Here is a 25271-nt window from a genome sequence, read left to right on the forward strand (position 1 = left end):
ACAGATGTTCATTTCCGACGAAGTCGCCGCAGCTTTAGCTGTCCACGATACTGCCCCAAAGCTGACGGCCCGGGAACACCAACCAAGTAGTCTCGATCTACCTGGGAGATGAGGGCCACACTATGGCAGAGACCGGCCAAGTCTTCGGGATTAGTGTCGACACGGTAAAAGAACATTTGACCGCGGTCCGCCGGAAGTTCCAGGACGGCAACGAACCTCTGACCCGCCTGGCGTTACGTCAGCGCCTGATAGAGGGCGGGTGGCTTAACAAATAGACAGCTCTCGTCCTTGGATGACCCCCTATACGCTCCTGAGCGACCGGGCACAGGAACGCTGCCCTGGCCTCGTGGAACGGGCCCTGCGCATGGGAGATGACACCTTCACGTCTCGATGCACAGCTGTTAATGCAGACCCACCAGGGTTGACGACTCGCGCCGCGCTGAAGGAGCGGCGAATGCTCGTTCTCGGACCGGCCAACGCGATCTGCCACGCAATTTCAGGAGGAATCGTAGCGGCAGGTTTCGGGGCGCGGCGGGTGCCGATCGAGGCCAGCCATCTATCACCCAAGGAATGCCCGGCAAAGGGCCCAGCCCTGGACGCTGTCCCGGGCTCGGGCCGTCTTATCAAGTCCCGGCGAAAGCTAGCGACAATCATTGCCGCAGGGACCGAAAAGAACCGCCCACCCCGGCCCCGTCTTATGACCAAGGAGGGGCGGCCGGCTCTTCGCGGGCCAGTCCGAAACTACCCGAGCGGACGGACGTTCAGGAGCGTGGCAAATTGCGCCATGAGTGCGTGGGTCAGGTTGTATGCCACCATCTGGGCCCCGTCGGCATAGGCGGCGGCAGCAGCCTCGGCATCGCCCACGAGGTCCAGCCTCAGCGACTCGGCGGAGGCTAGTGCTCTGTTGACCCGAACCCGGGATTCGGAGACTGAAAGGTCCTCTGGTCCGCTGGACGCGGCCAGATCGGCGGCCCCGATCATTAGCCCGTCGAGTCCCTCCGTGGCCAAAATCCTGTCCACCGCAGACACCGCAAGCGGGGACTCGATCATACCGATTACCAGCGTTTCCTCGACTAGCCGAGCCTTGTGGTCCGGGCCGCTGACGGTTCCATACGAACCCGCCCGCCCGTATGTTGCGAAGCCCCTGCGCCCGCGTGGAGGATAGTGGGCGGCCGCGACAACGTTCCGTGCCTGATCCGCAGTATCCACGTGCGGCGCAACCACTCCAGCCGCGCCGCTGTCCAACGCCCGCAGGATCAGGGCATCCTCGCCCTCCCCCACCCGGACGAGGACTTCGACACCATGCATGGCCGCCGCGGCGATGTGCTGACGAAGGGGTATGGCATCTGCTGGTCCGTGTTCGCAGTCGATTATGATGAAGTCGAAGCCCGCCACAGCGAGCATCTCCACCAGCTCCTCCGAGGGCATGCGGAGGAGGACCCCGCAGACCCGCTCACCGCCGAGGACCCGCGTGCGCAGTGCACGCCGTTGCGTCCTCACGCGACCATCCCGGCAGAGAGGTCCACGTCCGCCCCGCAAAGGCCGGGCATCCCCAGCATTGCAACCACGGCTGCTCCAACCTCGGACTCGGTCACCATCCGACCCAGGGCGGCGCGGGAAACGAAAACGTCCTGCGCCTGGTCATAAGTCTTGCCGGTCCGTTCGGCCTCAAGGCGGAAATTCCGGTCCATCCGCGGCCCATCCACCGGCCCCGGCGAAAGGGTATTGACGTTGACGCCTGCCGGCCCGACCTCGAATGCAAGCGTGGAGCTGAGCCCGATCACGGCCATCTTTGAAGCACAGTATGGTGTCCGCCGTATGAGAGGCCGCTTGCCTGACACCGAGGCGAGATTGATGACGTCCCCGCTGCCGCGTTTGACCATAGCAGGCAGGAAGGCCCGGCACATCAGGAATGTCCCACGGACATTGACATCAAAAACCTCGTCCCATTCAACCGGGGCGATATCGGTAAGCGGTGCAACCGGGCCAGCGATCCCGGCATTGTTGACAAGGATGGACACCTCCTTCCCGACCAGACTCTGTCGGAGCTGGTCAACCGAGTCCGGATCGGCCACATCCACGATGCGCCAGCTTGCGCCACCCCCCAGCTCCGATGAGACTTCTTGAAGTGGCTGTTGGCGCCGGCCGGCGACAACAACCTCGGCACCGGCCTCGTGAAGTGCCCGCGCAATGGCCGCGCCCAAGCCCGTACCGCCGCCGGTGATGAGGGCAGTACGGCCCGTCAGGGATCTCATCGCGTCGCGCCGACGGAGGTGGTGCCCGATAGGGCACGGTCGATCCATTCGAACCGTTCGCCGCCGTGGCGCCAGACACGCACGTCGCCCGATCGGGCATGTCCTTCGAAAAGTTCAACGCGTGCTGCACGCCCCAGAACCCTGCCCAGTTCTGCGGACGACTCGGCATTCTCAATGACTTGATAAGTCACCGTCTTGAGGTATTTCCCCACCCACAGCCCGCCGGTGTACCTCGCGGCACCGAGAGTGGGGAGCACATGGTTGGTCCCGATGACCTTGTCACCGTAGGAGACGCAGGTGTTCTCACCGAGGAAGAGCGCCCCGTAATTGTGCATTTTGGTCAGCGCCACGGTGGGGTCGGCGGTAAAGATCTGGACGTGCTCGGCCGCGAACCGGTCTGCGACACTGTACGCCTCGTCAAGGTCCTCGACGACGATGACCTGGCCCCAGTTCCGCCACGCAGGTTCAGCGAAGTCCTTGGTCGGCATGTCCGGCAAGATCCGTTCGATGTGGCCGAGTGTCTCTCGGGCCACCCTTTCGGAGGTGGTTACCAGGATCGCGGGTGAGTCCGGTCCGTGTTCGGCCTGGGAGAGGAGATCGACGGCGACAATGAACGGGTCGGCATCGGCATCCGCCACGATGAGAACTTCGGTCGGGCCGGCAAAGAGGTCAATGCCGATCTCGCCGAAGAGCTGCCGCTTGGCCTCGGCGACATAGGCGTTGCCTGGGCCCGCGATCATGTCCACGCGGTTGATCGACTCGGTGCCAAGTGCCATTGCTGCGACGGCCTGGACCCCACCCAGCAGATAGATCTCGTCTGCCCCGGCAAGTTTCATTGCGGCGATCGTCGCGGCGGGTACCTCACCCCGGATCGGTGGCGTGCAGGCGACCACCCGCGGGACCCCGGCGACTTTGGCGGTGATGATCGTCATATGGGCGGATGCGGTAAGTGGGTATTTGCCGCCGGGAATGTACGCTCCGGCGGCCTGCACCGGAACGTGGCGGTGGCCGAGGAAGACCCCCGGAAGGGTTTCGATCTCCACGTCCCGCATCGAGTCCCGCTGCGCCTGGGCGAACGTGCGGACCTGGTTCTGGACGAAGATGATGTCGTCAATGACCTGCTGGTCCAAGCTGTCCATGATTTCTTCAATCTGGGCATCCGAAAGCCGGAATGAATCAGCGGTCTGCTTGTCGAAGAGTTCGGCGTACTTTCGGACGGCGGCGTCGCCGTCGGTTCGGATTTCAGAGATGATCTGGCCTACACGCTCCGCCACATCGGCGTGGCTGGTGTCGGCAAAAGACTTGGACGGTGCTTGCTTCAGGTACTTGACCACAATAACTCCTTCGTTATTACATACGTATGTCTATAATAGGAAGGAGAAGACACATTGGTCAAGAGTCTGATTCGATAGAACCCTGCGGCGTCGAGGATGCCGCAGACCTTAGGGAGAACTAGATGAGTGTTACGAGCCATGATGTCGCGCAGCTAGCGGGCGTTTCGCAGCCCACGGTGTCCCGCGCCCTGCGCGATGACCCGCGCGTTTCGGAGGCCACGAAGGACCGCGTTCGGCGAGCCGCCTCGCGGCTGGGCTACGTCCCCAGTGACGTCGGGCGGGCCTTGTCCAGCGGGCGGACCAGGCGGATTGGCCTCCTGCTCACTGACCTTGAAAACCAGTTCTACCCGCATATCATCGCGCCCGCGTTCCACCAGCTTGAATCCCGCGGCTATCAGCTCATGCTGCAGACGGAAGCCGCGGACAACGAAGTGGTCGCTGAGCGGCTCATTTCCAACGGACTCGACGGCGTGCTCCTGGCCACCTCAACAATCGACTCGGTAGTACCGCACAGGCTGCGGGACCGCGGACTTCCCTTCGTGTACTTCAATCGGACATCCGCGGCCGTGAGTGCCGACTCAGCAGTCGTGGATCCTGCATTAGGCATGAGCGAAGCTGCTAAGGCACTATTCGAGCTAGGCCACCGCCGCATAGCCGCCATCCTGGGTCCGGCCAACACCAGCACCGCGGTCAACCGTGAACTCGCGCTCCGCGAAGCGCTGGCGCACTACGGCATTTCGATCCCTGCGCGTTATGTTCATCGCGGTGCCTTCGAGACCTCTACGGGCCAGGTGGGGACAGAGCGCTTCCTGGCGATGCCCGAACCCCCCACCGCCATTGTTTGCGGCAACGACGTCGTAGCATTCGGTGCGCTGAACGCAGCGCGCGTAGCCGGTGCCGATGTCCCCGGGGATGTGTCCATCATTGGCTTTGACGACCTTCCATCGGCCTCCTGGCCCATCATTCGACTGACAACCATCGCGTACGATTTGGATGCCATGGTGCGCAAGGCTGCGGACCTGCTAGTGGGGCGGATAGAGAAGCCGAACCAAGCGCCTGAAGAGTGCTCATTCCCGTCCCGCCTGCTTATGCGAGACACCTTGGGATCTGTCAACTAAAGAAAAACTTCGCCATAGCGGGACTTGCCACTGACCTTTGCATACGCATACACTGGCTGTCATCTAGGAATCGACTAATTTCACGCGAGAGAGAAATCGGGTCTCGACCGAAGTGCCGTTTGATCAGCTTTGGGCCCACGCCACCATCATGCCCAGTTCAAGGCCAGCCGCGGCGATGCCCGCAAGCCGACCGCAAAACTATCTCTCGATCCCGCTCAACTCATCACATCCCAAAGGAGGGATATTCATGACCAGCACCATCGCTTCCGAGCAGAACATCGACATAAGTGAGATCCAGCGGCGCACCATCCGCCGTACGGACTGGGTCGCTTGCAACGCGGCGTTCATCGATTGCCGCACGCCAGGGTCGGATAAGAAGGAGAACTACGCCTTCGTCGGCCCTGGAGTATCCCAGAACCCCAACCAGTACGTGAACCTGACAGAACCCCACGGCTTCAACACCGGCGCAGCTGGTATGCCCAATGGCATCAGCAACAACCTGCATCTTCACTTCACCGCCGAGGTGTTCATCAATCTGGGCGGGGAGTTCCGTCTCCGCTGGGGCGCGGACGGCAAGCAGGGAGAATATGTAGCCAAGGATGGTGACATCATCTCCGTTCCGACCTGGATTTTCCGTGGCTTCACCAACGAGGGTCCGGACGAGGGACTTCTATATACGGTCCTTGGCAGGGACGATACCGGTGGCATCATCTGGGGTCCGTCGGTGCTCCGTGAGGCTGAGTCCTACGGCCTGCACCTCACTGCTGACAACCGCCTCATCGACACCGTGGCCGGTGACGAACTCCCGGAGGGCGTCGCGCTCATCAAGCCGATGGAGCAGAATTTCATTGATGAGCTCACCAGCTATACTCCCGAGCAGATGCGCTCCCGCGTGGTCCAGCCTGGTGACCGCACCTATAGCCGAAACGCGCTGCTGTGCAACGTTCTGCCGGGCGGCGGCGCGGAACTGAGCCTGGTGATCGGCTACGGCATGTCCGAGGACCGCCGCCAGGTTCCGCCGATCCACGAGCCGCACAGCTTCAATCTCTCTTGGTTGCGGGCGCAGGAGGGCGAAGGCGTGTTGCGGCACCGGCATGACCGGCCGCAGGTGCTGCTCGTCAAGTCCGGACGCTGGGCCGTCACGTTGAGCGGGGACGCCGGCACCACGCTTGAGCTCGGCCCGTCCGATTCATTCTCGGTTCCCGCCAACAGCTGGCGGGAGTTCCGTTGCCTTGAAGGCAGCGAATCGGCAGCGACACCAGGTACCGGTGAACTCTTGGTAATCAATCCGGGCGACGACCGCGTTCGCCTTGAATGGGCACCCGAGGTATCAGCCGCGGCCCACGACGCTGGCTGGGTTATCGACCCCAACGGTTACGTAGCACCCACGGCAGTTATGGAAGGCGCAGCCGAGGACGACTGACCCGGGAGTAATCTAGAGGTGACGGAGGGCCGCCGCGATCACGGCGGCCCTCCCCTTCAGCCCGTGCTCGCGTTTATTTGACTGCTCATCCGGCCCATTTCGGAGCACGTTGATCCTAAGAACCTACTCAAAGTGGTACTCGCAGAAAAATTCCAACGACTGGACAAGCCAGGGAATGTGCATCTTTCATGTCAGCCAAGAAATCGAGGCCAAGATCGACGCCCGGTCGGCTTGCCCGGAGCGCATAGGAACGGCCCTTCTCTTGCGGCGTCGCATAGCCGGGAACTCGACCAACATATCGGTTCAGGCCTGGCCCGTTCAGGACCACGCCGCCATAGGATTATAGAGCGCTGCTACCAGGACCGGCCCTGTCTCTGCCGGCCGGCCACACATGTGAGGAACCACTGCCTGCGGCTTCCCCGCACGCACAACAGAACTGCTGCGCGCCACTGACGTGAGTTTTTGGTCTTGGACATCAACGTTGATGATGCAGTTCTCGGCGCACGCCTGGCGAGCTAGTTAGCGAACGCTGTGCAGGTCCAAATCGTTGGCCAATACACTTGGCCACCAGAAATTCCCGCAACGTTTATGAGCTCTCACACGACATGATCAAGAACCCTAGTCATGGACGCCCTCACAGTATCGAGCACAATTGACGCCCCTTGTCACCGTCGGCGCACAAGCGTTGGTGGTCCCGGGCAGCGAAAAAAACGATGCAATGGTCCGTAAGTCTTAGCAGCCGGGGCACTGTCGTTCGTCCCAAAGACTTATGGTGCCTCCGTGTGCGTATCAGCAGTCTCCGCGACAGCCCAGGCAGAAACACATCCTCCCCGATAGCGCCGACATACTGAAAAGCAACAACCCCGCTTTCCACTTCAACGCGGCGAATCGAAGCAGCCCACCCTTTCTGTTGCGTTTGGGTCCAGAATCGCAGATGCTGTCGCTTTGATCAGGCTCCACACTCAGACACAAGCCACTTTGTTCGGACATCGGATTTACGCGCCCGGCGGCATCTCTAGTCAGCCCAAGAATTGTAACTGGTCATTTCCAACTATTGCTTCTTGCGCTATGGCTGCGTGCCATTGCCACCTCCTAACGGCGTTTATCCAGATCAGTGCCTGTCTACTTCACGCACTGACCTGGATAAACGGTCCGTTCGCTGTCTCGCCGGCTTCGGCCTTAAGCAACTGGATGTAGCTGCATCAGGGATACAGCACGGTCAGAAATACCCTTATCTACAGGTATCCGGACTTCTTGTACGGGCAGGAGTTCTGGCCGCCTGACTTATTTGGTTGCGCTGTAGTCCAGATAGACGGTTTTCCTTCGGCTGTACCGTTCAAAACCGTGCTGTCCATCATCGCCGCCGAGGCCGGAGAGCTTCCACCCTGTGTGGAAGCCCTGGACTTGTTCGGGACCAATTTTGTTAAGGTAGACTTCACCGAATTCAAGGTCGTCAGTCGCAGACATAGCAGTACGGATGTTTTCCGTAAACACATAGGCAGTTAAACCATAGACGGTGGAGTTGGCCCATTCAATCGCCTCATCGTAGGTGTCAAAGGGCACGATTGGCAGGACGGGGCCGAAAACCTCCTGCTGGACGATGTCCATATCGTTAGTGACGTTGGTCAGCACCGTAGGAGCAACCCAGTAGCCAGCACTGTTCTCCAGTCCGTCCGGTGCGCCGCCCCCGATTTCGATCTTCGCCCCGGCGGCAACAGCCGCATCAACAAAGTCGATAATCTTGTCGCGCTCGGCCCGTGAAACTTTGGGGCCCATCTCGGATGCCTCGTCCAGGGGGTCGCCCACCCTAAGGCTTTTCACCTTCGCGACGAAGCGGCTGACAAATTCCTCGTAGACGCCTCGTTGGACGTACGTGCGTTCATTGCAGGTGCAAACCTGCCCGCAATTCCAGAATCTCGCCTCGAAAGCCTTCTGCACGGCAAGGTCGAGGTTGGCGTCATCAAAAACTATCACCGGCGCTTTACCGCCAAGCTCCAGCGACACCGGAATGACCTTCTCCGAGGCCTTGGCCAGGATTTCCTGCCCGGCCCGTGTTGAGCCGGTTACCGTGACCATGTTGACCAAGGGGTGCTCCACTAGTGCAGCGCCCAATATCCGGCCGGGCCCAGTTATGACGCTGACGAGACCTTCCGGAACTCCCGCCAGTTCACAGATCTTAGCCATGGCAAGCGAGGAAAGCGGGGTCAGGTCACTTGGCTTAACAACGATTGCGTTGCCTGCCATCAATGCCGGGGCAACCTTCCTGGCGAAAATGGCTGCGGGGAAGTTCCACGGGATGATCGCCGCGACGATACCGACCGGCTCCTCCCTGATCGACAATTGCTCGCCGTGCGCTGAGGGGGCAACGAGCTCCCCGACGTTGCGGTATTTTTGGCTGATGGCGTAGTCAAAAAAGGCCTTGACACCGCCGATTTCGCCTCGGGCTTCGGTGATGGTCTTGCCCTGCTCGGCGACGACAATTTGCGCCAGTTCTTCGGCATGGGCGTCTACTTGGCGTACAACTTCTTCCAGGACCCGGGCACGTTCGGCGAGGGAACGCTGTCCCCACTCCTTCTGGGCAGCCTTGGCTTTGGTGAGGGCCTGTTCAACATGTTCGAGCTGCCCGTCGGGGACCGCCGTAAAGACTTCGCCTGTTGCAGGGTTGTCCACTGGGCGTGTGGCGGTTGACGTGATCCATTGGCCGCCGACGAGCATGGCGGGTGAGGGCCCTAGAAGGGAATTCTGAGTGAAAAGCGACGCGTTCATCTAATGCTCCTAACTGCTGACGTTACTTTGTTCTTCTTCTTCAGCCAGCGCTAGCTCATGACGATTCCGCCTTCGACGTTGTACGTCTGGGCAGTGATGTAGTTAGAACCGGCTCCGGCGAGGAAGACGGCCATCGGTACGATGTCCTCCGGGACGGATGTCCGTCCGAGCGGAATTCCGGCTGCTGCATCCTTGAACGTCTCGCCCTCGGCCTTGCCGGTGATGTCGCCAAACTGCTTATCGACTTCTTTCCAGTAAGGGGTGTCCACGATTCCAGGAGCCAACGCGTTGACGTTGACCCCGTATGGTGCCATTGCCAAGGCAACGGACTGGGTAATCGAAATCACGGTAGCTTTCGACGCGCAGTATGCTGCCACCAACGCCTCACCCCTGCGCCCGGCGATAGAGGCCATGTTGATGATTTTGCCGCTGCCCTGCTGGCGCATAGGTTCGCACGCGGCTTGGGTGAGGAAGAACAGGCCCTTGACGTTGACGTTGAAGATACGGTCCCATTCGTCGGGCGTCGTGTCTTCAATCGACTTGATCAATCCGATGCCGGCGTTGTTGACGAGGATGTCCAGGGTGCCGTGATCTGCGACGATCTTCTGAATAAGGGCTTTGGATTGCTCTGGATCGGCCACGTTCAGCATCACTGCTGAGGCAGAACCACCCGATTTCTTGATTTCTTCGACGACGGCGCTAGCGCCCTCAAGGTTCAGGTCAGCAATGACGACGTGCGAACCTTCTTCAGCGAAGGCCAAGGCCATTGCCTTGCCCATTCCCGACGCAGCTCCAGTGATGAGGGAGATCTTGTTTTCCAGTGTTGCCATGATATTTGGCACCTTTCTTGCTGTGTTGTTCATGTAAGTACGGATTGTTTAAGGAGGCCTTTACGGACTTCGGCGATTGGACATAACCCCCTGGATCACGACCGCAAGAACGAGGAACAGGCCTGTGACAAGATCCTGGTAATAGGCGTTGAGCGTCCCGATTTGCGTAATGATGTTCTGAATGACGCCAATGAGCAGGACACCGCAAAGGGCTCCGAGCATAGTGCCAACGCCCCCCGTGAGCAGCACCCCTCCAATGACGGCCGCAGCGATTGATTTGAGTTCGTACTGCGTGCCCAGGGTAGATACACCGGAAGAGAGCCTCGAGGCCAGCAATGCACCGGCGAGACCTGAGAGGGCTCCGCTGATGGTGTATACGGCAATCTTGATCTTGGCTACGTCGGTCCCCATCATTCGAGCGGCAGCCTCGTTGCCGCCAACAGCGAACACATTGGAACCGAAGGATGTGCGGTTTAATAACAGCCCTGCAATGACAAAGGCAATCACGATAAGCCAGATGAGATTACTCAAGCCCAGGAACGCACCGTTGCCGATGGAACTGAAGTCGCTGTTCTGGATCAGGATGCTGGTTGGTGCCAGTAAGAGTGCGATCCCCTTGAGGCCGAGCAGCCCACAGAGAGTGACGATGAAAGGCGCCATCTTCGCCTTGCCTATGAGTAAACCATTGACGAAACCAACCAGGGTGCCCGCGACGACGGGGGCTAACAGGGCCCAGAACCAGCCGTAGGGAGAGGCGAGTGCTGCCGCAACCGTTCCAAGACCCACCATGGAACCAACAGAGAGATCAATACCGCCGGAGATGACAACCAGGCTCTGTCCGATGGTGATCAATCCAAGGAAACAGGCGGCAGTAATGATGGACGAAATATTGCTTGGGCTGGCAAATGAGGGGAAGGACAGTGACGCGACGACGCCCAGGATCAGCAGAACGCCCATGACCCCATAGGTCTGGGCCAACTCCAGTAAGCTCTTCTGGCCAAGTAGCGGTGGGCGGCCGTAGGCCACGGAGACAGCGGAGCTCATCGTGCGTCCTTTCTTGATCGTTGCATGTAGAGGGCCACAATGATGAGAACGGCCTTCAAAACCTGGGAGAATGCGGGATTTATGCCCTGCATGACAAAGGTTGTGTCAATGAGCTGTAGAAAGATCGCCGCGGAGGCTGCCCCAAGAATGGACATGCGCCCACCGGCGAGGGGTGTACCGCCGATCACGACAGCTGCGATCGCCGTTAGCTCGAAGTTGATGCCAATGAAACTGGGGTCCGAGGCGCCGATCCTGGCAGAAACCATCACACCTGCGATTCCCGCGAGGGTAGCACTGGCTATGTAAACCCCGATCAGAGTGGAGTTTCGTGGCGTGCCGGCGAGGAACGCGGCTGAACGGTTTGAGCCAGCGAAAAGCGCATAGCGACCAAAAGTCGTCCGACGAACGAGGATGATAAATGCAGCTGTGGTAGCGAACGCAAACAATGCGACGATCGGCACTCCAACAAATGATGCATTGCCTATCCAGGTGAACAAGCCCCCTGGCGGGATCGGTGAGCGGGAACCGCCGGATACAGCCTGCGCTAATCCTCGTACCGCAACAAGCAGCCCAAGCCCAGTGATTAACGGGTTGATTCGGGCGAAGGCGATCAGTGAACCGTTGACCAAGCCAATGGCCGCTGCAGCAGCAACGGCAATGAGCAGGGTCGCAGCTTCTCCGTAACCCAAGTAGAGGGCTATTGTCGCCGACGAGAAAGCCATGACGGACCCTACCGACAGGTCGATTCCACCTGTGCCGATGGCCAGCGTTTGTCCCACTGCAATCAGAATGAGCGGGGCGGCGGAGAAAAGGAGATTCTGGAGAGTGAAGGCGCTGGCAAACCCTCGGGTGGCCAAGAGATTGAAGATAAAAAGAGCAACGAGGGCGACGTAGACGGCATTCTTGCTGGCCCAATCGAGGACGTTCCGCCCACGATCCCCTAGGGGATCTTGGGGATGGGCAGGGCGAGTTTGAACATGTGCGCTCATCGCGTCTCTCCTACATTTTCATGAGTGTTGCCGGCCTGACCCGAAAGCAGACGCATGACATCCTGGTAGTCCACTTCATGGGAATAGACCTCACCCATAACTCGTCCCTCACTAAGGACGATGAGCCGGTCACATACTGCGAGCAGCTCCTCCGTTTCGCTGGACGTCATGACGACCGAGATTCCCTTATCTGCCAATGCTCTGACGACGCGGTGTACTTCTGCCTTGGCACCGATATCGATGCCTCTTGTCGGATCGTCCAGAAGGATCGCCTTGGGTTCACGGGATAGCCATCGCGCCAGGAGAACCTTTTGTTGGTTGCCGCCCGAAAGTTCGCTGATGGATTGCTCCGGGTTTGCTGCCTTGATCTTCAGTTCGGTGCTGTAGTGCTTGACGACCTTGTTCTGAGCCTTGAGACTGACAAACCCGAAGGTTGCCAGACTGTCCAGAGTGGCGGCAGTGAGGTTCTCTTTGATGCTGAGACCCGCAAAGATACCTTCGGTTCGGCGGTCCTCAGAGAGGTAAGCGAGGCCAGCGCGCAGAGCACGTGATGGCGTCGCACGAGTGAGCGCCTTGCCGTCCACCAGAACGTCCCCGGACTCGGCCTTGACCGCGCCGAACAGGGCCTTGCACGTCTCCGTTCTCCCGGCCCCCAGAAGTCCCAGCAAACCAACGATTTCGCCTTTTCTGACGTCAAAGGACACGTTCCGGACGCGCGTAGACCAGCAAAGGTCCCGAACCGAGAGGCCGATCTCCTCCGTTGCCAGGCGTTCGACCCGGCGCTTTGCGGCCCCAAGGTCCGTGTCAGCTTCGCCGAGCTCTACGCCACCAAGCATTGCCTTGACGAGTTCGACGCGAGGGAGCTCGGCCGGCGTGCTCTCAGTGATGAATTCTCCGTCACGCAGCACGGTGAACCGGTCGCATAGCTCGTAAAGCTCGGACATTCGGTGACTTACGAACAGCACAGCTGCTCCCTCGGAGCGCAGTTGTCGAATCACCCCAAAGAGCGTCTCGATTTCCTTTCCGTTGAGAGCGGAGGTTGGTTCGTCGAGGATGACAACTTTGGCTTCGAAAGCAACCGAGCGAACAATTGCCACCATTTGCTGCATTCCAAGGCCCAAGGAGGAGACCTTCGCGCGCGGGTCGATGTCCAGGCCATACCTTTCCAGGATTGCCTGTACCTGCTGAACTGCGGCCTTCTTATCCAGGAATCCCGCGCGGCGAGGCTCCCTGCCGAGCAAAATGTTCTCCGCCACAGTGCGCTCGGGGATCAGATTGATCTCCTGGTACACCGTGCTGATGCCCGAACGCTGTGCATCCAGCGGCTTGGCAAAAGTTGCCGGGGAACCTTCGAGCAGCAACTCTCCGGCATCGGACTGATAGAAGCCGGTAATGATCTTGATCAGCGTAGATTTACCGGCGCCGTTTTCGCCATTGAGGCCATGGACCTCTCCGGCGTACAGGTTGAGAGAAACTCCTTTAAGGGCAGCTACACCGTTGAATGACTTTCTAATGTTCTTTGCCTGAAGAGCCAGTGGCTTTTTTAGGTCAGACATTTTGCACCTCTCGATGTGGGTGAGGGGTTGTGTGCGCTAGTACGCGGCACCGGAATCGACTGCTGCTTGGGCATTGTCTTTGGTATAGAGCGCGTCCTTCATGATGACTTCCTGGGACACGTCCGTTCCCGCGGTCCAGTCGAGAATCGCTTTAACCGCGGCGGGACCGAACCGGGGGTTGGTCTCTACGACTGCGTGTACCTCGCCGGTGGCGACGCCCCCGACAACTGACTTCAGCCCATCGATGGAGACAATCTTGACGTCCTGGCCGGGAATTTTCCCGAAGTTTCGTAGCGCGGTGATCGCACCTTCGGCCATGACATCTGCGTGGGTGTAGATGGCCTTGACATCAGGATTGGCAGAAATCATTTGACCAACAACTTCCTGAGCCTTGCTGGTTTCCCAGTTACCAGTTTGTTGAGCGACGATTTTCAGTCCCGGGTTTTTTGCAATCTCATCCTGGAATCCCTTGGTCCGCATGGCAGCAACGTCGCTGCCCGGGGCGCCCTGCACTTCCGCTATGGACCCCGACCCACCCAAGCCCTCCACGACAGCCTTCGCTGCCCGAACGCCTTGCTCGTAGAAATCAGAACCCATGAAAGACAAGTAGTCGGTGCACGGCGTTCCTGACGTCTTGCGGTCGATGGTCACAACGGGAATTCCTTTTGCCCGGGCATCCGCAAACGCACCCTGCAGCCCGGTAGCACCGATGGGAGCCACGATCAGTGCGTCGACGCCCTGATTGATCATGGACTGCACATCAGTGAGCTGCTTAGCCTGATCGCCACCTGCATTGGTGTAAACGTACTTGGCTCCGCTCTTCTCAACTGCAGCTTTTACGGATGCCGTTTCCACAGCGCGGAACGGGTTCTGTTCGTTCTCGGACTGCGCAAAGCCGATCGTCATGTCCTTAGCCGCCTTCTTTGAAGGTGAAGCGTTGGTGCACTTCTCGGCGGACTCACGCTCAACGACCTGCGAAGCGCCTTCGCCCGAAGAACTTGAGGAACCCGCAGTGAGTGGAGCCGCGCAGCTGGTGACACCCAGAAGTGCAACAGACCCGATCGCGATAGCTGCGGGCAGGAATATACGTGATTTCATTCGGAGAATCCTTACATGGCGTTTTGATGTGCTACCGGTTGTAACAACGCAAACAATCTCTTCGCACCTTCGGTCATTGATTGTCGTGACCGGCGCCTACTTTAGAAGTGGTTGGGCAACTTGCGATGTGTGAACAAGTGGCGCCGGATCGTTGGGAAGAAAACCGGTTTTCTTATGTGGTAGAGACTACATTCGCAAGTGCCGGGTCTGTTGTCAAGAGCTAAGCCCAAGAAGATCGATAGATGTCGTGTTGCTGACGGCCTGAGCGGATCCCAGCAGCATGAACGCAATCCTGAGCAGCGTGCGGTCGCGACAGTGCTGCCGTGGTGCCGCGCTGATGTATGGTGCCTGGAGGCTTGCTATCGTGCGACGGGGTCCGAGGCGTCGAGCAGTTCCAGTTCGTTGCGTCGTGGCATGCCTTCCCAGTCGCCGGGGACAAGGCAGGCGAAGGCACCTGTTCGGACGGCGGTGACTAACCGGTCCTTTATAGAGGCTCCGGCGAGGAGGTCGGAGATGTAGCCGGCCACGAACGCGTCTCCTGCCCCGACGGTGTCCACGGCGTTGATTCGTATTGCTTCTTGGTGGTACTCGGTGCCGTCGATGACAGCTGCGCAACCCTGGGGGCCGTTCTTGATGATGACTTGCCCCGGGCCCAGGGCAGCGATCCTGTGCGCGAGTTCGAGGGAATCCACGCCGCGGCCCACTGCGATTACGGCTTCGTCGTCGCCGGCGAAAACGATGTCGGCCAGTTCGATGAATTTGCGGAAGACCGGCCCGGCTTCCTCTTCTGTCCAGAGGGCTGCGCGGTAGTTCAGGTCGAACGAGACGCTCACTCCGGCTTCGCGTGCCACGGACACTGCATACAACGCGGCTTCACGCGCTGTTTCGGAGAGTGCGGGGGTGATGCCGGTCAGGTGCAGCAGTTTCGCGTTCCGGATGGCATCGACCGGTACGTCTTCGGGAGCCAGGCGTGAACCGGCGCTGGCTGAGCGGTAGTACCAGACTTTAAGGTGTTCCGGGGTGCGGCGTTCCTTGATCATCAGCCCGGTGGGTGCGCCGGCGTCGCGGATGCCCAGGGTGGTGATGCCCTCAGCGGCGACCTCGCGTAGTACGAGGTCGCCGAGGCTGTCCTGCCCGACCCTCCCAAGCCAGGTCACGCTGGTGCCCAGGCGCTTCAGGGCGATGGCGACGTTGGTTTCGGCCCCGCCCATGCCCAATTCCAAGGAGCCTGCGTGGGCCAGGGGGCCGGGCGTCGCGGCTTTCATCAAGGCCATGGTTTCGCCCATCGAGACGACATCGCTGAAGGGCAGGTCGTTGCAGGGCAGGTCGGTGTGGGTCATTTGCTTGCTTTCGTTTCCGCGGCGTCGCTGATGAGCCGGCTGAGTTTTTCTGCTCTTGCGGTCAGTTCGGTCAGGTTTCCGCCTGAGAAGGCATCGCGCAGCAGAGGCCCGCCGAGGCTGACGGCCAGGGCGCCGGCCGCAATCCACGCCGGTGCGTCGTCGATCCCGATGCCTCCGGAGGGCACAATCCGCATCTCCGGAAACGGCCCGCGGAGTTGGCCGACGTACCCAATGCCCACGGCCGAGGCGGGGAAGAGCTTCACCGCAGTGGCTCCCGCGTTCCAGCCGGCCAGCAGTTCGGTAGGCGTCAGCCCGCCCGGAAACACCGGGATGTCACGCTCGACGGCGGCACTCACCACTGCGGTAACCATCGCCGGGGTAACAAGGTAGTCCGCTCCGCCGTCGAGGGCCTGCATGGCTTGGTCCACGGTGGTGATGGTTCCGACGCCGATCTCGGCGTCCGGGCCGAAGCGTTCCTTGAGCCGGGGCAGTTCCTCGAAGACTCCTTGGGTGCTGAGGGTCAACTCGATGGAACGGACGCCTCCGCGCACCAGGGCTTCGATCACGGGGGCGTACTCGCGGGCGTGGTGTGCCCGCATGACGGCCACCACGGGATTGGCTGTCAGGAGCGCGGAAGGAGCCGGCCGTTGCGGGTTGCCCGCTGGTTGGATGGTGCTCATCGGGCCAGCCACCCGCCGTCGACCGGAAGAACAACGCCGTGCACGTAATCTGCGGCCGGGGAAGCCAGGAACACCACCGCGCCGGCGAGGTCGTTGCCTGATCCCCATCGGGCGGCCGGGATCCGGCTGGAGATCTGCTCATGCCGGACGGAGTCGGCGAGCAAGGCCTGGTTCATGTCCGTGGCTATGTACCCCGGGGCCACGGCGTTGACGTTGACGCCTCGTGGGGCCCACTCATTGCACAGCGCCTTGGTCAGCTGGGCCACTGCACCCTTGGACGCCGCGTAGGCCGGAACCCGCAATCCGCCCTGGAACGTCAGCAGGGATGCCAAATTGATGATTTTGCCGTTTCCGCGCTCCACCATGGCCTTACCGAAGCCCTGGCAGAGCTGGAACACTGCCCGGGTGTTGATGTTCATGACCGCATCGAAGTCCTCCAACGGGAACTCCACGGAGTCATGGCGGATCTGCGTGCCGGCGTTGTTGACCAGGATGTCGATCCGGTGCTTCGCCAGCGTCGTTTCGATCGCGTGCGCCACCGAGTCCTGGCTGGAGAGGTCGATGGCCGTTGCTTCGGCAGTAACGCCTGCCTCCGCCGCGGCCAGGGCCAGTTCCGGAGCGAGTGGACCACGTTGCAGCGCAACAAGGTTCGCGCCCGCCCGGATCAGGCCCAGGGCGATCCCCAGGCCGATGCCGCGGGAAGCTCCGGTGATGGCCGCCGTCGACCCTGTCAGGTCAAAAGGCGCGCGCGGCGCCGCTGCTGTGTCTGTCATGCTTCTCCCTTGCCGGGGACGGCTGCCGTAGCCGGCCCAACGAATACTTTGAGGACCGCTCCAGCGGTCATGGCCTTGGTGAATGCGGCCCGGGTTTCTTCGAGTGGGAAGACCTCCACAGGGATCCGTCCCAGCCCAAGCTCGCCGCCCTCGATGAGCTTGACTGCCCGTTCGACGTCGGCCCGCGTGTAGACGCGGACGCCCACCACCGTGTTTTCCGCAAAAGTCAGGGCCTGCAAATCAACCTCGACGGGCTTCTTGTAGACACCCACCAGCACGATGGTGCCCAGGACGCGAACTGCCTTCGGCAGCAGTGCCGCCACGGAGGGGTGGGCGGCCGAATCGAACACGATGTCCGCGCCGTCCCCGCCCGTTGCCCCCAGGATCGTGTGTACCGGGTCGGCACCCGAAGCAACAGTGTCGAAGCCAAGCTCCTCAGCCACCAAACGGCGCTCTTCGGAAGGCTCCGAAATCAGCACGCTACCGGCCCCTTCAGCCCGGGCAACAAGGGCCGTGAGGATGCCTATGGGACCCGCGCCGAACACCACCACCCGCTCTCCGCCCTTGAGGCCGGAACGGGAGACGGCATGTACTGCCACGGCCAGCGGCTCGGCCAGCGCGGCTTCATGCAGCGGAACAGCCGAGCTGACGGGAATGAGGGTCTCCGCCGGCAAAGCCACGTACTCGGCCAAGGACCCGGCGACGTCGATCCCGTACAGCTTCAGGCTGCGACAAACATGAGTGTCCCCCTCCCGGCAGGGATGGCACTTCCCGCAATGAATCAAGGGCTCCACCGTCACGCGGGTGCCCGCCGCAGGGCCTCCAGCGGCAGCGATTTCCACGATGCCGGTGATTTCATGGCCCATCACCACGGGCGCTTCAGCCCGGGGGTGGCTTCCGTGCAGGATGGAGAAGTCCGTGCCGCAAATCCCGGTGAGCTCAGACCGGACCAAGGCCCAGCCCTCCGGTACCTCGGGAAGCGGCACGGTCCGGTACTCAATGGTGTCCGGACCCGTCCAGACCGCGGCGCGCATCGTCAGCGACGTGGATTCAGCTGCTGTTTCGACGCTCATGCCGGCACGCTCCCGTTCAGCACTTCACTGTTGAGGATGTTGCGCGGCGCGCGGCCGGCACACACCTCCACCACGTTCTCCACCGTGCGCCGCTTGAGCTCCGCGTACGACTCCTCGGAATACCAGGCCGCGTGCGGGGTCAGGACCGCGTTCTCCACTCCCAGCAGCGGGCTGGTCCTGGGCAAGGGCTCCACCTCAAAAACATCCAAACCCGCAGCGTGAAGGCGCCCGTCCTTCAGGGCCGCCGCCACAGCATCCGTGTCCACCACGCCTCCGCGGCAGGTATTGACCAGCACGGCGCCGGGCTTCACCTTGTCCAGGACGTCACTGTTGATCAGGTGATGCGTGTACTGGTTGAGGGGGACATGCAGGGAAATGACGTCAGCGCTGGCAACAAGCTCCTCGAAGCCGACCACGGTGATCCCGTCCGCGGTGACAGTCCCGGCGGTCAGCAGCGGATCCGAACCGATGACCTCGTAGCCCAGACCTTTCGCTTTCCGGCCCGTGGCCGCACCAATCAAGCCCAGGCCCACCACCCCGAACACCCGCCCGCTGATCCGGTGCAAGGGTTGCACCGGCCCCAGCGAATAATCACCGCGTCGCACGCCGCGGTCCAGCTGCGTGATCCCGCGGGCCAGGCTGACGGCCAAGGCAATCGCGTGGTCGCTGACGTCCTCGGTGCCATAGTCGGGGACGTTGCAGATGGCGACGCCGCGCGCAGTGGCGGCTTCGACGTCGAGCGTGTCAACCCCGACGCCGTAACGGCCAATCGCTTTCAACCCCGGCAAAGCATCCAAAACCTTGGCGGTGATGGGCGCGTACTGGACAACGATCGCGTCCGCCCCGGCCGCTGCAGCAATGACCTCGTCTTCAGTGCGGCACTGAGCCAACACCAGCTCGACGCCGGCGTCCCGGGCGACCGCCCGCTCGATGTCGATGGAATCGTGATCGCAGTCCGTGATGACTATCTTGACTGGGGCTTGCATTATTGGACCTCGTATTCGAAAGCGTCAGTTTGGGTTGTGGCTTCGTCTTTTGCGCCGGCCACGGGGGGCTTGACCAGGATCAGGGCGATGGCTCCAGCGATGGCCAAGCCAGCGGCCAGTGCGAATGCTGCAGTCCACGAGCCCAGATCCTGGATGAGGAAGCCGGTGACGATTGGGGCGATAATTCCGGCGAGGTTGGCGCAGAAGTGAACAAATCCGGTGACACCGCCCAACCGCGCGGGGTGAACGAAGTCGCGGACGATCGCGAAGAACTGCACGTTGGCCAAATAGAGCAGCAGGAGCACCAGGGAGAATAGTCCGACGGCGAGTCCAAGGGAGTTCACAGCTGCCAAAGGAATACAGAGCGCCCCGCTGAGAGCCAGGAAGAAGCCGGTCATCCACTTCCGAACCCGGAACGGCGCGTTCGATCGACGAGCGAGACGATCCGAGAGGATGCCGCCAAGGGCGGTCCCTATGGAGCCCGCCACCCAGGGCAGCGCGCCCGCCCAGGCCAGGCTGGAGAGGCTGATGTTCTGGGTCTGGACCAGGAACAGTGGATACCAGGATAAGAACATGAACAGCAGCCAGCTGAAGCCGAAGAAGGCGATGGCGTTGGCGATGACTGCGGGCTGGCGCAGGTAGAAGCGCAGCGGGGGAACGTTCTCGGTGGTCAGTTCCTTCGTTTCGGCGTCTACGGCGGTGATCAGCGCCAGTTCCTCGTCCGTGATTCGAGGGTGTTGCGCAGGCTTGTCGCGGATCACCCAGTACCACCAGGCCGCGATGACCAGACCGATGGCGCCCAGCACGATGAAGGGGACGCGCCAGTTGTTGTTCGAGAGCACCAGCAGGCCCGTAACAACAGGTATACCCAGTGCCGCCCCGAGCGGATTTGCGGCAAAAGTGAGACCCATCGCTGTCGCATATTCGCGCTTGGGGAACCAGTTGGCCATAGTTCGTGCCGTCACGGCACCTTGTGGGCCTTCGCCGGCACCAAACAGCAGTCGTTGGATAAAGAATGTAGTGAAGTTGAAGCACAGCGCAGTGAGGGCGGTGCAGAGGGACCACCATGCCGCAGCTACCGCCATGGTTTTGCGTGGACCGTACTTATCAGCCAAAGCACCGCCGGCGAAGCAGGCAGGAGCATAGGTAAAAGCAAACGCGCCAAGGATAATGCCCATGGCACCGGTACTGAGGCCAAACTCATTGATGATCAGAGGCGCTGCAACGCCCAATGCTGCGCGATCTCCATAGTTCAGCATCAGGACCCCGGCATTAGCGCCGAGGACCCGCCACCGAATTCCGCGCAGTGGTTTGGGGTCAGACCGGCTGCCTTGGATTGCCTCGCTCACGCCCGAACCGCTTCCAGTGCTGCGAAGTCCAAGTCCACGCCGTGACCAGGGCGTTCGGGGGCGACTGCGAATCCATCCTCAATGCGCATGGGGTTGGCCAAGTAGGCGTCCAAACCAAAACCGTGAGCTTCCATGTAGCTGCGGTTAGGTGCCGCTGCTAGAGCCTGAACCGTCAGATCGTGCACTCCATGGGAAGTGACAGGCAGGTTGTGAGCCTCCGCGAGCGAAGCTATTTTCCGGAAGGTCGTATATCCACCGCAGTTACTCACGTCCGGTTCAGGGAAGGATAGTGCGCCTGCAGTGATGTGCTGCTGGAATTCGTAGAGGGTGTGAAGGTTCTCGCCGCCAGCAATGGGCTGGCCGCCTTCGCGCAGAATTCTTGCGTTTCCTGCCACGTCGTCCGGGATGGTGGGCTCTTCGATCCAGACCAAGTTGAACTCGGTCATGGCGTGTGCGGCTCGGATTGCCTGATCGGCGCTCCACTTCATGTTCGCATCCACCATGAGCGGGAAGTTTTCCCCAAGATGGGAACGCATAGCGGCGACTCGCTCCAGATCCTCGCTCAGGTTGGCCCGGCCGACTTTCATTTTGATCGCCCGGAAACCCTCGGATTGGAAACGATCGGCCTGCCGGAGAAGATCGCCGAGATCGAGCTCCAGATCGATCCCTCCGGCATAAACTGGAACCTTCGGGTCGTATCCACCAAAGATCCGCCACAGAGGTTGACCCAGGCGCCGCCCCTTTAGGTCCCATAGGGCGATGTCGATCGCCGAGATAGCCGAGGTGGCGTGACCGCCCCGTCCTGCATAATGCAGTGTCCACCACAGATCCTGCCAGATCTTCTCTGTATGGTCGGCGTCCTGGCCGAGCAGTTTAGGCGTTAGGTAGCGCTCCACCATGACGGCCACCGCCGCGCCACCATCGTTGACCGTGTAGGTGTAGCCGAGTCCCACAGCCCCGTCACTGTCTGTGACACGGACAGTGATCAGCTCAAAGTCCAGCATCACTCCGTGGGTACTGTCGGTCAGCGCGTGCGCCAAAGGGATTCTAAATAGATCGGTTTGTATCTTTTCGATTTTTGCCATGGCTCTTCCTTGAACTCGGAGACGATTCTTACAAACCGGGACGCCAACAGGCCTTAGAAAACCGGTTTTCTTGATGGATACAAGCTAGTATGAGGGAAACTGAAGTGTCAAGGGTGCGCATGAGCGACGTCACAAGAGTGGTTCAACATGTTGAAGGGAGCGGGGTGCAAAACCGGAACACGGAACTGCCGACCAACGGAAGATCACGCCTGATCGACGTTGCCCAAATGTCAGGGGTAACTAAATCTGTCGCCTCTAGGGTGCTGAACGATGATGCGACACTATCCGTCCGCGAGGAAACACGGCTGCGGGTCTTGGAATCGGCCAAAAAGCTTGGGTACCAGCCGCATGTCGGGGCTCGAGCCCTGGCCGGCTCAAGGACCAGGGCCCTTGCGCTGCTGATTCCGGACCTGACAAACCCCGTCTATTCAAGGATCACTCGCGGGGCATATTCCCAGGCCAGAAACCGCGGTTACGCATTACTTCTGGCAGAGGATACGGCGGAAGAGGGTGTTGACGAACAGTTTGCGGACCTCGTCGCCTCAGGACGCGTCGACGGGCTCCTAATCGCCTCGGCGCGACCGAGCCACCCCTTGCTGAACCTGCTGCCGCAAACAGACATCCCATACCTTTTCGTCAACCGCTCCGTGGCCGACTCGGGACGGAATATCACTATGAACCTCGAAGCTGCCAGCACCTGCGCGGTGGCACACCTTCAAGAGCTGGGCCACCGACACATCGGCCATGTGTCCGGACCGGAGGCCCTTAGCCCAGGTCAGGGACGCCGGATCGGGCTCTTGCGAGCGGCCCGGGAAGCAGGACTGCCGGAACCGCAGGTCGAGCCAGGTGAATTTAGTGAAAAAGGTGGCTATGACGCCACACTGCGCCTGATCCGCAATCATCCACGAGTCACTGCTGTCTACACGAGCACCCTCAATCAAGCCATAGGTGCCTTGCATGCCCTACACGAATCAGGCATCTCTGTGCCGGAACAGATCTCCGTGATCTCCTATGACGACCTTCCGTTGGCCGACTATCTCCAGCCACCGCTGACGACCATTGCAATGCCTCTAGTGGAACTAGGAAGAACGGCCGTCGATGTTCTGTGTAACGTCCTCAATGGTGACACCCCGACCGACCTAACCATCCCTTCTGACCCTCAAGTGGTTTCCCGGAGGTCAACAGCCCCTCCCCTGCCCTCCCATCCCTAAAAAGCTACCTGGCCGGTCTTGTTGTACTTGACCGGCCATTATGGCAGCGTGACCGGCCTGCGCTGTAAGTAGTTGGCCTAAGGATGCCAGGTCCATGGGCGAGAGTTTCCACCTACGGACCGGATCAATCTGGCGGATCGCGAAGCGGGTTCGCTGCTCCTGCCGGGTGAGGGAAAACCAGAACTTGGTCACATGGATTCCTGCATCCTCCAGCATCTTTTCGAAGACCGGCGCCTGACCCACGAAGGTGTCGTATTCGTCGTCCGTGCAGAAGCCCATGACGCGTCCCACGTTGGCGCGGTTGTACCAAGAGCGGTCGAACATGACGATCTCGCCGGCGGTGGGAAGGTGCTGGATGTAGCGCTGGAAAGACCACTGGCCTGTTCCCGGTCTGAGGGTTTGGACAGCGCAACCGTCCTGGCGGACCTTGGATCAGACGCTCTGTTAAGCGCTTTATGGTGCCGCCCTTGTCGGCAGCATCCCTGCCATCGAAGACGATAACGTGCTTAAGCCCGCGGTGCTGGCCCCAGTACTGGAACTCAGCAGTTCGATCTGCAGGCGGTACTTCTCGATCTCGTACTCGTCGCGGGTCATGCGCTGCAGGTACGGATAGTCCTCGTTCCACGTTTCAACGGCGGATCCACCGGGATCGATCAGGTCCGGATCCTCCCCTTGCCCGCCGCTGATGGTGTAGCCCAACTCCACCAGGTGATCGTTGGTCTCGCGCAGGTTGTGCCTGACCCACCAATTGTCCAGTGATGTTGCCAGCGAGTTTGCCTCCGTCATGCGGTCCTCCTGGTCAGCCACGTAGTGCCCGGCAGCCTAACAACCGTTGGTGACGGGAACATGAACGATTGTCATGAGCTTAATTCAAGGCCCGTGAGGTCGATCCAGTAGCGGCGGAAGGCCTTGCCCTCGCCGTCCAGGCGCACATCTTCCAGCACGCCGCCGCTTCGCTCAATGGTCCTCGCAGAAGCCGCATTGTTGTCATCACAGGTCAGTAGTACCCGTTCAGGCCCTCCCCCTGCAGCCAGGCTGGAGCACATCTCCCGCAGGGCCCAGGTTGCCACACCACGGCCGCGATCCGAAGGGCGGACGCCGTATCCAATATGGCCGCCGGAGTTCAGGAGGGAAGGTGTGAGGTAGTGGCGGAAGGCAATCGAGCCCACGTATCGCGAATCCTCTGTTATCCAGCGAAAGGTGCAGGGGACGATGCCGTTCACTTCCTGGGCATGCTCAGCGTCCGCCAACTTTCGGACCCACGCGGCAAAGCCTTCGGCTGTGCTGACGTCATCGCCGGCGAACAGCCCGGCGCCGTCCTGGTGGGCGCCGTCCCATTCGCGGTGCGACTCGATGAATGACTCGTAGAGGGACACGTCAGGAGCGGTAAGAGTAAACATGGTGACGACTCTAGGCCCCGCTGATCCGAACTTCTTGTCAAGCCAATTTACGGCCCTGGACCGCTGCGTGCGTCTTCTTCAGCGCTGAGACGGACGCATCGTAGGAATGCTGGGCCACTCCAACAAAGAGACAGTCAACCACCATCATCTGGGCGATGCGGCTACCCATGGCCCCGGACCTGAAGGGCGTCTCCCGCGCGGCGGTATTCAGCACAATGTCGGCGGTCCGCCCCAGCGCCGAATCGGCATGGTTGGTGACCGCGATGGTGGTTGCTCCTGCCGCCTTCGCCGCCAACAGGAAGTCGACCGTATCCACGGTGGTGCCCGAGTGGGAGACGGCGACAGCAACGCCGTCGCCGTCCAGAAGGGCCGCAGATGCCAGCGCCGCATGGGGGTCCGCCCAGCTGAAGGACGTCAGGCCAATCCTGTGCAGCTTCTGCTGCAGGTCCTCGCCCACCAAGCCACCCGCCCCAACGCCGAAGATATCGGTCTTCCGCGAGGTGGAGATGACCTCCACCGCCTGGGCGAGTTTGTCGACGTCGAGCACTTGGGCCGTGTCCGCTATGGACCTGGTCTCGTTGAAGGCAATTTTGGAAACGATGTCGCGCAGCGAATCGGACGTGTTGATGTCCTCATAGACTCCCGCCGGCACATTGTTGGCAAGGCTCTCGCGCGCGGTCTCCCGGGCCAGGTCCAGACGCAGATCCGAGTACCCGGTGTAGCCCACCTTCTTGTAGAAACGGACTACCGACGTGGTGGATGTCCCGCCCTGCTCGGCAAGATCCCCGATGGACATCATGGCCGCGCGGGAAGGATCCGCCAGGACGAGCTCGGCAATGGCGCGCTCTGAGGGGCGCAACGTCGGCAGTGCCGAACGTATCCGCACTAAGACGGTCCGTGACAACTGCCCGCTCAGTGCCTCTTCCATGGTGTTTCCTTCCAGCCGACCCGGCCAATCCAC

General features: G+C 60.9%; 21 protein-coding genes and 1 pseudogene. 3 read left to right on the forward strand and 19 right to left on the reverse strand.

Translation table 11 applies throughout. The features are described 5' to 3' along the window. Positions 1-741: 741 nt before the first annotated feature. Genes ABQM86_RS21490 through hisD form a run of 3 tightly spaced genes read right to left on the reverse strand, consistent with a single transcriptional unit; the run spans position 742 to position 3589 of the window. On the reverse strand, positions 742-1500 hold the full coding sequence (locus ABQM86_RS21490; protein ID WP_280624983.1) for an HpcH/HpaI aldolase/citrate lyase family protein: 759 nt from the start codon (positions 1498-1500) through the stop codon (positions 742-744). Then, positions 1497-2255 (reverse strand): SDR family oxidoreductase, encoded by a 759-nt coding sequence (locus ABQM86_RS21495; protein ID WP_280624984.1) that lies wholly within the window; start codon positions 2253-2255, stop codon positions 1497-1499. The genes ABQM86_RS21490 and ABQM86_RS21495 overlap by 4 nt, the downstream gene beginning before the upstream one ends. Further along, on the reverse strand, positions 2252-3589 hold the full coding sequence (gene hisD, locus ABQM86_RS21500) for a histidinol dehydrogenase (protein ID WP_280624985.1): 1338 nt from the start codon (positions 3587-3589) through the stop codon (positions 2252-2254). The genes ABQM86_RS21495 and hisD overlap by 4 nt, the downstream gene beginning before the upstream one ends. A 122-nt stretch (positions 3590-3711) precedes the next feature. Here hisD and ABQM86_RS21505 point away from each other — a divergent pair, with 122 nt between their 5' ends. Beyond that, positions 3712-4707 (forward strand): LacI family DNA-binding transcriptional regulator, encoded by a 996-nt coding sequence (locus ABQM86_RS21505; protein ID WP_280624986.1) that lies wholly within the window; start codon positions 3712-3714, stop codon positions 4705-4707. A gap of 247 nt (positions 4708-4954) precedes the next feature. After that, a complete protein-coding gene (locus tag ABQM86_RS21510) occupies positions 4955-6130 on the forward strand; it encodes a cupin domain-containing protein (RefSeq protein ID WP_280624987.1) in 1176 nt (391 codons plus the stop codon). 1284 nt (positions 6131-7414) lie between these two features. On the opposite strand, the gene ABQM86_RS21515 is transcribed toward ABQM86_RS21510, so the two are convergent. From ABQM86_RS21515 to ABQM86_RS21575, 13 genes are all read right to left on the reverse strand, one after another. After that, the gene (locus ABQM86_RS21515; RefSeq protein ID WP_280624988.1) at positions 7415-8896 is read right to left on the reverse strand and encodes an aldehyde dehydrogenase family protein; all 1482 of its coding nucleotides are present in this window, start codon (positions 8894-8896) and stop codon (positions 7415-7417) included. Between the two features lie 50 nt (positions 8897-8946). Further along, positions 8947-9726, reverse strand: coding sequence for a glucose 1-dehydrogenase (locus ABQM86_RS21520; RefSeq protein ID WP_280624989.1), 780 nt, complete (start codon positions 9724-9726; stop codon positions 8947-8949). Between the two features lie 60 nt (positions 9727-9786). Further along, positions 9787-10770: an ABC transporter permease gene (locus ABQM86_RS21525; RefSeq protein ID WP_280624990.1), complete on the reverse strand. Its 984-nt coding sequence runs from the start codon at positions 10768-10770 to the stop codon at positions 9787-9789. Beyond that, entirely contained in the window at positions 10767-11759 is a 993-nt protein-coding gene (locus ABQM86_RS21530; protein ID WP_369745545.1) for an ABC transporter permease, read from the reverse strand. The genes ABQM86_RS21525 and ABQM86_RS21530 overlap by 4 nt, the downstream gene beginning before the upstream one ends. Next, on the reverse strand, positions 11756-13315 hold the full coding sequence (locus tag ABQM86_RS21535; protein WP_280624992.1) for a sugar ABC transporter ATP-binding protein: 1560 nt from the start codon (positions 13313-13315) through the stop codon (positions 11756-11758). The genes ABQM86_RS21530 and ABQM86_RS21535 overlap by 4 nt, the downstream gene beginning before the upstream one ends. Positions 13316-13351: 36 nt before the next feature. Then, positions 13352-14413 carry an ABC transporter substrate-binding protein gene (locus tag ABQM86_RS21540; RefSeq protein ID WP_280624993.1) on the reverse strand — a complete coding sequence of 354 codons (1062 nt, stop codon included), beginning with the start codon at positions 14411-14413 and terminating at the stop codon, positions 13352-13354. Between the two features lie 359 nt (positions 14414-14772). Then, positions 14773-15753, reverse strand: coding sequence for a sugar kinase (locus ABQM86_RS21545; RefSeq protein ID WP_280624994.1), 981 nt, complete (start codon positions 15751-15753; stop codon positions 14773-14775). After that, complete coding sequence (locus ABQM86_RS21550; protein WP_369745546.1) at positions 15750-16433, reverse strand: bifunctional 4-hydroxy-2-oxoglutarate aldolase/2-dehydro-3-deoxy-phosphogluconate aldolase; 684 nt, start codon at positions 16431-16433, stop codon at positions 15750-15752. The genes ABQM86_RS21545 and ABQM86_RS21550 overlap by 4 nt, the downstream gene beginning before the upstream one ends. Beyond that, positions 16430-17206, reverse strand: a complete 777-nt coding sequence (locus ABQM86_RS21555) for an SDR family oxidoreductase (RefSeq protein WP_369745464.1) — start codon at positions 17204-17206, stop codon at positions 16430-16432. The genes ABQM86_RS21550 and ABQM86_RS21555 overlap by 4 nt, the downstream gene beginning before the upstream one ends. Continuing rightward, entirely contained in the window at positions 17203-18279 is a 1077-nt protein-coding gene (locus ABQM86_RS21560) for a zinc-binding dehydrogenase (protein WP_280624675.1), read from the reverse strand. Before ABQM86_RS21560 ends, ABQM86_RS21555 begins: the two co-directional genes overlap by 4 nt. Then, positions 18276-19265 (reverse strand): C-terminal binding protein, encoded by a 990-nt coding sequence (locus tag ABQM86_RS21565; protein WP_369745547.1) that lies wholly within the window; start codon positions 19263-19265, stop codon positions 18276-18278. The genes ABQM86_RS21560 and ABQM86_RS21565 overlap by 4 nt, the downstream gene beginning before the upstream one ends. Further along, positions 19265-20614 (reverse strand): MFS transporter, encoded by a 1350-nt coding sequence (locus ABQM86_RS21570; RefSeq protein ID WP_280624998.1) that lies wholly within the window; start codon positions 20612-20614, stop codon positions 19265-19267. Before ABQM86_RS21570 ends, ABQM86_RS21565 begins: the two co-directional genes overlap by 1 nt. Further along, positions 20611-21699 (reverse strand): mandelate racemase/muconate lactonizing enzyme family protein, encoded by a 1089-nt coding sequence (locus ABQM86_RS21575; protein ID WP_280624999.1) that lies wholly within the window; start codon positions 21697-21699, stop codon positions 20611-20613. The genes ABQM86_RS21570 and ABQM86_RS21575 overlap by 4 nt, the downstream gene beginning before the upstream one ends. 119 nt (positions 21700-21818) lie before the next feature. On the opposite strand from ABQM86_RS21575, the gene ABQM86_RS21580 reads away from it, so the two are divergent. Further along, the gene (locus tag ABQM86_RS21580) at positions 21819-22910 is read left to right on the forward strand and encodes a LacI family DNA-binding transcriptional regulator (protein WP_280625000.1); all 1092 of its coding nucleotides are present in this window, start codon (positions 21819-21821) and stop codon (positions 22908-22910) included. A gap of 78 nt (positions 22911-22988) precedes the next feature. On the opposite strand, the pseudogene ABQM86_RS21585 reads toward ABQM86_RS21580, so the two are convergent. The 3 genes and pseudogenes from ABQM86_RS21585 to ABQM86_RS21595 all read right to left on the reverse strand — a co-directional run. Next, positions 22989-23696 (reverse strand): annotated as a pseudogene (locus tag ABQM86_RS21585) (polyphosphate kinase 2); the annotation flags it as partial. A gap of 71 nt (positions 23697-23767) precedes the next feature. Next, positions 23768-24310 carry a GNAT family N-acetyltransferase gene (locus ABQM86_RS21590; protein WP_369745548.1) on the reverse strand — a complete coding sequence of 181 codons (543 nt, stop codon included), beginning with the start codon at positions 24308-24310 and terminating at the stop codon, positions 23768-23770. A gap of 37 nt (positions 24311-24347) precedes the next feature. Next, positions 24348-25238, reverse strand: a complete 891-nt coding sequence (locus ABQM86_RS21595; RefSeq protein ID WP_369745549.1) for a MurR/RpiR family transcriptional regulator — start codon at positions 25236-25238, stop codon at positions 24348-24350. Between the last annotated feature and the right edge of the window lie 33 nt (positions 25239-25271).

This window comes from Paenarthrobacter sp. AMU7, assembly GCF_041200195.1.
Lineage (GTDB): Bacteria > Actinomycetota > Actinomycetes > Actinomycetales > Micrococcaceae > Arthrobacter.